This window comes from Nostoc sp. (assembly GCF_036919895.1).
Classification (GTDB): Bacteria; Cyanobacteriota; Cyanobacteriia; order Cyanobacteriales; family Nostocaceae; genus Nostoc.
The window spans coordinates 114,510-123,917 of sequence record NZ_JBALBW010000077.1; the positions used below are offsets into that span (position 1 = coordinate 114,510).

At 41.3% G+C, this 9,408-nt stretch carries 9 protein-coding genes; 7 read left to right on the forward strand and 2 right to left on the reverse strand.

What is annotated here, in order from left to right; all coding sequences use genetic code 11:
• Nucleotides 1-355: 355 nt before the first annotated feature.
• Nucleotides 356-895 carry a DUF721 domain-containing protein gene (locus V7K55_RS15610; protein ID WP_334832736.1) on the reverse strand — a complete coding sequence of 180 codons (540 nt, stop codon included), beginning with the start codon at nucleotides 893-895 and terminating at the stop codon, nucleotides 356-358.
• Nucleotides 896-1,077: 182 nt separating this feature from the next.
• Between V7K55_RS15610 and V7K55_RS15615 the strand changes: the two genes are divergently transcribed.
• From V7K55_RS15615 to V7K55_RS15645, 7 genes are all read left to right on the forward strand, one after another.
• Entirely contained in the window at nucleotides 1,078-2,445 is a 1,368-nt protein-coding gene (locus V7K55_RS15615; RefSeq protein WP_334832738.1) for a hypothetical protein, read from the forward strand.
• 105 nt (nucleotides 2,446-2,550) lie between these two features.
• Nucleotides 2,551-3,306, forward strand: a complete 756-nt coding sequence (locus V7K55_RS15620) for a PspA/IM30 family protein (protein WP_334832765.1) — start codon at nucleotides 2,551-2,553, stop codon at nucleotides 3,304-3,306.
• A gap of 162 nt (nucleotides 3,307-3,468) precedes the next feature.
• Nucleotides 3,469-4,245: a PspA/IM30 family protein gene (locus tag V7K55_RS15625; protein ID WP_334832740.1), complete on the forward strand. Its 777-nt coding sequence runs from the start codon at nucleotides 3,469-3,471 to the stop codon at nucleotides 4,243-4,245.
• Between the two features lie 183 nt (nucleotides 4,246-4,428).
• On the forward strand, nucleotides 4,429-4,764 hold the full coding sequence (locus V7K55_RS15630; protein ID WP_334832742.1) for a thioredoxin family protein: 336 nt from the start codon (nucleotides 4,429-4,431) through the stop codon (nucleotides 4,762-4,764).
• 100 nt (nucleotides 4,765-4,864) lie between these two features.
• A complete protein-coding gene (locus V7K55_RS15635; protein WP_334832767.1) occupies nucleotides 4,865-6,082 on the forward strand; it encodes an LL-diaminopimelate aminotransferase in 1,218 nt (405 codons plus the stop codon).
• A 511-nt stretch (nucleotides 6,083-6,593) separates the two neighbouring features.
• Nucleotides 6,594-7,616, forward strand: a complete 1,023-nt coding sequence (locus tag V7K55_RS15640; protein ID WP_334832744.1) for an NF038130 family PEP-CTERM protein — start codon at nucleotides 6,594-6,596, stop codon at nucleotides 7,614-7,616.
• Between the two features lie 883 nt (nucleotides 7,617-8,499).
• Entirely contained in the window at nucleotides 8,500-8,922 is a 423-nt protein-coding gene (locus V7K55_RS15645; protein ID WP_334832746.1) for a response regulator, read from the forward strand.
• Nucleotides 8,923-8,943: 21 nt separating this feature from the next.
• Here V7K55_RS15645 and V7K55_RS15650 read toward each other — a convergent pair whose 3' ends face one another.
• On the reverse strand, nucleotides 8,944-9,123 hold the full coding sequence (locus V7K55_RS15650) for a hypothetical protein (protein WP_334832748.1): 180 nt from the start codon (nucleotides 9,121-9,123) through the stop codon (nucleotides 8,944-8,946).
• Nucleotides 9,124-9,408: the final 285 nt, after the last annotated feature.

Here is a 9,408-nt window from a genome sequence, read left to right on the forward strand (position 1 = left end):
CGACGATAAAGTAAACTTTAGGATGTTTTTATAATCTTGTTATATTTTTAAATAATTTAGAGAGTGCTTACCTATAGATTTTGGTTAAAACTTATTAGGGATCAAGAGTAAAACGAAAGCTTTTGATTTATCTAGCCTTTTAACTTCCTCCTTAAGGATAGATTAAGGCAGATAATTACAGATAAATAGTCTGCTTTCATTACCACACTCGACATATTTTAGCCATAAAACATATTATTTTCTCAATAATTAGAACTTTTCTATATGGCAGAAGCAAATTAATTGAGGAAAAATTCTCCTCAACGAATAATCGCTAAACTATTTTGCTGTCAATTGAAGTCAGAACTGACTCTCTTTAAAACTGTTTAGCAGCACAGATAGAACAGACTGCCCAGCGCTGGAGTTCGCCGGGTGGGGTGGGAGATTCACATTGAGGACAAAGGGGTAAGCCATGCGATCGCGATCGCACAATCTTCGTCCAATGCCCAAAAGCAGCATTTACATCCTTGGTGGGTATAACATCAGGGCGGCTAATTTCATCACCAAGGTAACTGGGATGCTCGTGGGGCGAAACCGTTTGTTGCTGTTTTCTCTCCACAGATGGATTCTGCCAGCTAGCAGTAGAGAAGCGAATATCAACCAAAGGCGTTGGCAGCTTTTTATTCAACTTTAAAAGCAGAGACGTGCGACCAAAAGTCAGGTTTTGCGCCCAAGCAGCACTAGAAGTTGCTACCGACAAAACATCGCGCTGAATCGATAATGGTCGAGTATTTGCGGCAACCCCTGGCCCAACAACTTCTGCCCAACACTTGAGTAAGTATTGAAATGGTTGCTCCTGCCATTTAGCCTGCTTTTCTAGAACGCCTAAAATATCATGAATTGATTTCAACGACATTATTCAAAGTGGGGATTGAAGACTGGGGACTAGAGACTGGGGAAGTGAGGGAGCAGAGGGAGAAAGAATCACCAATGCCCAATTCCCAATCCCCAATCTATCCATTTAAATAATTTTCGCTACTATTGTCAGAAATATATCTAAAGTTAATTCCAACAATCTACGCTTGAGGCACAGAGGCAATGACTCAAAACCCCCTGAACGATTCCGGTACTCAATCGTCTAAAACATCTGGATTGAAACCAGTACTAGCAGCAGCATTAGCAAGTTTAGAAGTACCACTAGATCAAGAGCTAGCTCGATACCGACGCACGCGAAATGGTTTGGTGTTATCGAACCAGCGCCGTGTTGCCAGTTACATGAGCAGTCAAGCCCAGCCCTTGACTGCCATTCTGACAACATCGGGCACAACTCAGTCATCAACAACAGAAATTAAACCCAACGTGCCCCCTGCATCTGTACCCGTGAATCATCAGGGAACCCCAGCGCCAGTTACGGCAAAAATTGATGTACCACCAGTATCTTCTGTAGCTTTGGCTGTGAATTCTCAAAAGAACCCAGCGCCACCTACTGCAAATACCGAAGAACTAAATAATTTCAATATGCCCTCCACCCCCGATTTTGCTAAAATCCAAACTCAACTTCCACCGCCGCCGCCCAACTTTAGTAGCAGCATCGTGCCAACAATCGTTAAAGATGCTAAGAGCGAAAATCTCTTGCAGTCAGATGACACCCCTAAGCACCCAGATGACTACTTAGAATCTAGTGAAGCACTGCTGCGAAGTCTGACAGAAGAACAACCAGAAACCAAGAAGCCAAGTAATTCTAGCGACAGTCTGCTATCACCTTTGGGTATTGGCTCAATGTTGCTACTACTAGTAGCAAGTCTTACCTTGGGTTATGTAGTGTTCAATCCCAAAGGCTTATCACAATGGAATTTAGGCAAATTGTTTAACGGAAATTCATCTCCCGCACCAGCAAATACTGAGGAAGTTGGAAGTAATGTCCAACCTAAGATCCAGCCCCCAAGTACATCTATACCCAAGTATCCGAATCTAGCTGCCCAAGAGTTTCCTGATGTGAGAGATCCTAATGATCTAGTTGGCTTACAACCTAAAGTCCAACCAAGCCTCGCAGTAGTACCTAATCCAGTTGTTCCCCAAAACCCCGTAAATTCTCAAGGGATATTGCCTCAAACCAACACAGCCCTAAAACCGGCAAATCCGATCTCTTTAGCACCAGTACCGATGGTACAGCCCTTACCTCCCCTGAAGAATTTGCCTCCCATTTCAACAGCAAAAACCTCACCCAAGTCAACCACAATCTCACCAAAGCCGAATGCAGAAATCAAACCAGCAACAGATGGGTTCTATCATGTAGTGATAGAAAATAAAGGTGGGGCTTTTGCCTCAGCAAGGCAAGTAATTCCCGATGCTTATTTATCACCCAACAAAGAATTGATTTATCTCGGTGCTTTTAAGACCAAAGATCAAGTACAAAAACAGATGCAATTATTACAGGCAAAGGGAATTAAGGCACGAGTTCAGTAGCCATAAGTTGTAAAAATCTACGATACCATGAGATAACAGCACGGGTTGAACGCCCCGCTACCGCTAACAGCACTCAGTATTGAGTTTCGTGAATGGAGAGCCGACATGGAATTAATCAAGCGAATCTTGCGGGTGATTCGCGCTAATCTCAATAGTTTGATCGCGGGTGCAGAAGATCCAGAAAAGATTCTAGAGCAAACTGTCCTGGAAATGCAGGAAAATCTGGTGCGATTGCGGCAGGGTGTAGCACAAGCGATCGCCACCCAAAAACGCACCCAACGACAGGCGGCGGCTGCCCAGTCTCAAACAGAAGAATGGTATCGCCGCGCCCAATTGGCCTTACAACAAGGCAATGAAACTCTAGCCCGCGAAGCTTTGACTAAACGCCAAGCTTATAAAGAAACTACTACATCTCTCTTTTCTCAGATAGAGCAGCAAAACGATATAGTCGCTAGGCTAAAAAAGGATATGCGATCGCTAGAGTTAAAAATTTCCGAGGCGAAAACAAAAAAAGATATGTATATTGCTCGCGCCCGTTCTGCTGAAGCATCTTCTCGCCTCCAGGAAATGCTCGGCGGAGTTTCTGCTACCAGCAGTCTGAGCGCCTTTGAGCGCATGGAAGAAAAAGTTTTGCAAATAGAAGCTCATTCAGAAACAATTGCTCAACTCGGTAGCGACGACTTGGAAACACAATTTACTTCCTTGGAATCTACTAATAATGTGGATGCCGAATTAGCCGCGATGAAGGTACAGGTTTTAAATCACGCAGAAAATACACAACACAACAATCTGCTTACCGAGGAGAAGCAAAACACGGCACAGCCTCTCCAACAGCAGTTACCCAAAACTCAAGACTCTTGAAGTTCGGCTAATTACCCCACTTTGTAGATATCTTAACAATTAAGAGTTGTTAGAAGGTACTGATTCCAGCCGGAAAGATTACATTGAAATAGGTAGCTATTAAAAAGTAAAAAAGCTAACTGTCCAACAAAAAGCGTAAACCAAACAAGGAAAAACAAAGTTATGGGATTATTCGATCGCATTAAGCGAGTAGTTAGTTCTAACCTCAACGACCTGGTTAACAAAGCCGAAGACCCCGAAAAAATGCTAGAACAAGCCATCCTGGAAATGCAGGAAGACTTGGTGCAGCTGCGTCAGGGAGTAGCCCAGACGATCGCCTCCCAAAAACGTAGTGAGAAACAGTACAATGATGCCCAAAATGAAATCAATAAGTGGCAACGCAATGCCCAATTGGCCCTACAAAAAGGTGATGAGAATCTAGCACGACAAGCTCTAGAGCGCAAAAAAACTTATACTGACACCAGCGCCGCCCTCAAAGCTAGTTTAGATACCCAAAGCACTCAAGTTGAAACCCTCAAACGCAACTTAATCCAGCTGGAAAGCAAAATTTCTGAGGCTAAAACCAAGAAAGAAATGCTCAGAGCCAGAATCACCACTGCCAAAGCCCAAGAGCAACTCCAAGGGATGGTGCGTGGGATGAATACCAGCAGTGCAATGGCTGCCTTCGAGCGGATGGAAGAAAAAGTCTTAATCCAAGAATCTCGGGCCCAGGCACTAGGAGAGTTAGCAGGTGAAAATTTAGAAAGCCAATTTGCTCAGTTGGAAGGTAGTACCGATGTTGATGATGAATTGGCAGCTTTGAAAGCGCAAATGTTACCACCCGCGACTCCAGTCACTCAAGCTCAACTACCACCGCAGCAAGAAACCACTCCTGCTAAGTCTAATGAAGTGGTTGATGCTGAGTTGGATTCTTTACGCAAGCAATTGGATCAACTATAGAAAATTGCCAGAAAACTTATTTGAGCTAGTCCCACGCCTGTTGGCTGTGGGATTTTACATCTCAAATCTCAAATCTCAAATTCACAGTCTTAATAACTATGAATTATTGACTATGGACTATTGACTAGTTTGAGATAAAGTATTGTGTGTGCCAACTTCGATCGCCACCTGATGGAGACTGCAATGAGTAAGGCTGTAATCACCATAACCGATGCTGAGTTTGAAACAGAAGTGTTAAAAGCTGAACAGCCTGTATTAGTTTACTTTTGGGCTTCTTGGTGTGGGCCTTGTCAATTGATGTCGCCCCTGATTAGTTCAGCTGCTACCCAATATAGCGATCGCCTCAAAGTCGTGAAAATGGAAATTGACCCTAACCCACTCACTGTTAAGCAGTACCAAGTGGAAGGTGTCCCCGCCCTCAGACTATTTCAAGGCCAGGAAGTTTTGATATCAACAGAGGGAGTCATCGGTAAAGATAAATTACTCGAACTCTTAGATACGCACTTAAATAGTAATTAGTCATTTGTCATTTGACTAATACAACTCTTGCAGAGGCTGCGCTAACGGCAACGCTGAGTACAAGTGACCAATGACCAATGATCAATGACTAATGACTAACATGCAATTTGCAAAGCGTTTACAACCCCTGCAATCTAATGTATTTGCTGATATGGACAGAGCCAAGGCGATCGCTTTGGCTGCTGGACAACAAGTAATCGATTTGTCGTTGGGGTCTTCTGATTTACCAGCCGAGGCACACGTGATCGACGCGATCGCCCAATCTCTCCACGATCGCAGTACTCACGGCTATCTGTTGTTTAACGGTACCTTTGGGTTTCGTGAAGCCGCAGCCAACTGGTACGAACAAAAATTTGGCATCAAGGTAGATCCCCAAACTGAGGTACTACCTCTAATTGGTTCTCAAGAGGGTACAGCCCATTTACCTCTAGCATTGCTCAATCCAGGGGATTTTGCTCTGTTGCTCGATCCAGGTTATCCCTCTCATGCTGGGGGAGTTTACCTAGCTAGCGGTCAAATCTACTCGATGCCATTACAGGCAGAAAACGCTTTCTTACCAGTGTTTGCTGATATTCCAGCCCCAGTCTTAGCACAGTCGCGGATGATGGTATTAAGTTATCCTCACAATCCTACCGCCGCGATCGCTCCTTTGTCTTTCTTCCAAGAAGCTGTCGCCTTCTGTCAACAACACAATCTCGCCCTAGTTCACGATTTCCCCTACGTAGATTTAGTATTTGAGGAAATTGGGGACTGGGCAATGAATTCTTCCCAATCCCCAATACCCAATACCCAGTCCCTAGTCCCCTCAATTCTCCAAGCCGATCCAGAGAAAAGCGTCTCGATTGAATTTTTCACCCTTTCCAAGTCCTATAATATGGGCGGCTTCCGTATTGGCTACGCAATTGGTAATGCTGAGTTAATTAATGCCTTACGCCAAGTAAAAGCTGCCGTTGATTTTAATCAGTATCGAGGAATATTGAATGGTGCGATCGCAGCCCTAACTGGCCCTCAAGTTGGGGTAAAATCTGCTGTCGCTACCTTCCAGCAGCGTCGTGATGCTTTTATTACTGCTTTACACCGCATTGGCTGGAATGTTCCTACTCCCAAAGCCACAATGTACATCTGGGCAAAATTACCTTCACCTTGGAGTCAAAACTCCATAGAATTTTGTACTCAGTTGGTCAAACAAACTGGTGTAGCAGTTTCTCCAGGCGCTGGCTTTGGCAAATTCGGGGAAGGGTATGTCCGTTTTGCCTTAGTACATGAGCCACCTTTGTTAGAAACTGCTGTGGAAAGAATGGCTGAGTTTCTTAATTAATATTTCTTCCTAAGCTGAACGCCAAGGATTTTTGGCGGCAAAGTCTATGAGGGATCTAAAAGTTAGAAACCACATCTACAAAGGCAAAACCCGCGCAGGTGGGTTAAAAAACCTTAATTTTCTCTTAGCCCAGGGTGCTGGGCTTTGTTTGTATAGCCGCAAATGACCTTCGCCGAGGATCAAGTTGACTACAAATGACCGTACAATACTGAACTTAAAATTAATGTCCTATTTTTTTGTAACTAACAAATTTTAATTAAATATGTAATTAGACGGATAAAAGCATAAAAACATTCTTCATTTTTTTATTGATAATCAGCAGGAACTTTACCCAATCAGGTCTCCCCATTTCTTAAACTGGGTTTGTAAACAAAGCTACCAGAGATGGCTAACAATGCAGGTCGCGTTTTCAAGCAGCCGTATTGCCAAAAAGCTTGTAGTCAAGACAGCCCAGCCTAAAAACGGCAGTAGTTTAAAACTTAACTTCCAAACTAACAGAGACTTGAAAACAATGAAGATGACTTTTCAAAAACTTGTAATTGGTGCCTCAATAGCTATTGGTGTGAGCGCTCTTGCCACTGCTCCAGCACACGCTACATCTTTTAGCTTCAATGGTAATACAGGAGAAATTAACACTTACACTGGTGGCTCAAATGGTACCTTCATTAGAGGGAATGCACAAGGTGGTACTAACGCTGCCATCAACGCTTTGACAGATAACGATGCCACTTCTAACGTCGAGCTTTGGTATAGTACCGAAAACCCCACTTCTAATGTTGGTTTCACCGCCACACAAGGAAGCTACAGTGCTACCGTTAGCAGTGTCACTGCTGATGACTGGAAGATTTTTGGTTCCCAATGGGTGGGTGATTTGTTGAATAGCTATACTCCATTTAAGTCAGTGTGGAATGGGTTTTCAGCTAGTACCCAATCATTAATAACGAGTTCTTTCCCTTCATTGGGTATAGGAGATCCTAACATTGGTGGTTTCCAATTCGGTCAAAATGGCGGTGTAGAACTGAAGTTGGTTGGTGACTTGGATGTAAAGACCAAACTCTCAGATACAATTAATAGTAATCTGAAGCTAGCGTGGGATGGAGGAGTAAAATCACTATTTTCGGTTCAACCAAGTGTTTTAAATGTTCAAACTAAGATTGCAACACTTCAACTAACGCTGAACTCGCCTCTAACTCCTGCTTCTACGAAGCTATTGCTACAAACTCAAATAGCTCAACTGACATCATACAAAGACCTCCTCACCTTCAAAGACACATTAACGGCCTACCAAGGTGGAATCGGAGTTAGTGAAATTGCCAAGGTAGCTACTGGTGGTCAAACCTACTACGCTTACAGCTTTAACCCCACTGTGTCAGGAATTACAGCCTCTGATGACAAGTTATCCTACAGCGCCTATTACACTTGGAAGACACCTGGATACATAAAGCAAGTCCCAGAACCATCAATAATACTTGGTCTGTTGGGTGTTGCTGGTGTCTTTGCCACACAACGTAAATTTAAAAAAGCATCTATTTAAGAAGATTGCGGGTTCAAAACGACAAATCAGTAAGGGAGCTAACAGCTCCCTTTTTTTATGAATATTTCCTTGCACCTATATAACTCATATTTGATTTTTAAAAAACTCAGTGCAACTCAAAGAGCTTTTTTCCCCTTTACTCTTACCTCTTAACTGCTTCGCGCACCACACAAGTAAGTTCATAAATCAAAGCGGATTTATATGTAGAACTCATATTTAATTTTTGAAATACAAGCAGGGTGTGTATTAACAATCCCGTGGGGTAGCGAAACACACCATAATAGTTACAAAAAATGAATCGTTTGTTTGTAAGGGTCTATATATCTGTTGCCACTATCAACATATTTGTAACATCAATTTCATGAAATAGTATTACTTACCCTCAAATCCAGATGAAAACTTTTCTATGAAGGGCAATTAGCCTAATATTACTTGTAGTATTACTTAAGTAATTTCACTAAAAAAATTAGTCAGTTCACTTTTGACAATAATTCTTTTATTTAATAGTATACATTGTAAAAATCTAGTAAAGAAAAGATTAATATTTGATTGGTGTCACATTTAAACATACTATAGGAATCATATTTGATTTTTGAACAAAATTAGATATTGTAGCGTGTGTTAGAACGCAGTTCGTAACGCACCATCATCAATGGTTTAGTGCGTTACGCTGTCGCTAACACCCCCTACGGATCTTTTCAGAAATCACATACTAGTCCTATATTATTAAGTACTGTAGTGCAGCTAAATTTAATTTATTAATATCTTTGACTAGATTATATAAGTTAACTTCTTATTGGTTTAACCAGTTAAATGTACTACTGTTATAGTTCATGATAATAATCGTTGCCTTTTACTTAAGATAATCAGATAATAGGTAGCAATGACAGAACAATTATTCAATGTAGGTCAGCCATTGCATTCACAGCAAGTTAGACGAATTTTGCTAGTTGAAGACCATTATCTCAATAGGTTGTTACTGAGTGACTATCTAAGTTATTGTGGGTACGATGTCCAAAGTTTATCAGAAGGATCTGCTTTTTTCTCAACTATAGATAAATTTCAGCCACATTTAATGTTATTAGACTTGAAGTTGCCAGATATTGACGGTTATTCGCTCTTAAAACAAGTACAGCAAAAACCTGATTTGTCAAAAATACCGATCTTTGTGGTTTCAGCTTTTGCTTTTAAAGCAGATCAAGAACTAGCTCTGAGTTTGGGCGCACGTCGATATTTTGTCAAACCTCTCAAACTCAAGGATCTTATGCTTACAATTGAAGAAGAGTTGGCTTTTCACCAGAGATAAAATTTTTTGCTGGGCATACCTTTATTCAGCTTTTTGATCTTCAATGAACTCTTCAACTCGCTCACTAATATTTTGTATAGAAGTGCCAATTGTTAAAATTTTGTTTTGTACTTGTGCTAATAGCAAAACTGCGGTTTGAAGTTCATTGAGCGTTTCAGCCATAGCTTCCCGGTACTGGGCTTCAAAGTCTTGTAAGTTCATAGTTAAGCTTTTGTTGGAAATTATTGTAATAACTATATTTCCAATGATATTCGTAAAATTAACTTACTAAATCCGTTAAACCGCTTAACATTATACTTAAATTAAAAATCTAAATATTGTTTGATAATAATTTATTTATCTAATGTTTATATAAGGAAAAGGTGAATTTATTATTATTTTTAATAAAAAGTACAGCACTTTGTGTAACGGTTTGGTACAGTAGTTGAGAAGATAAAAGTAAAAAATCAGATGAAACCCTACTCAGTAGACCTGCGGGAGAAAATT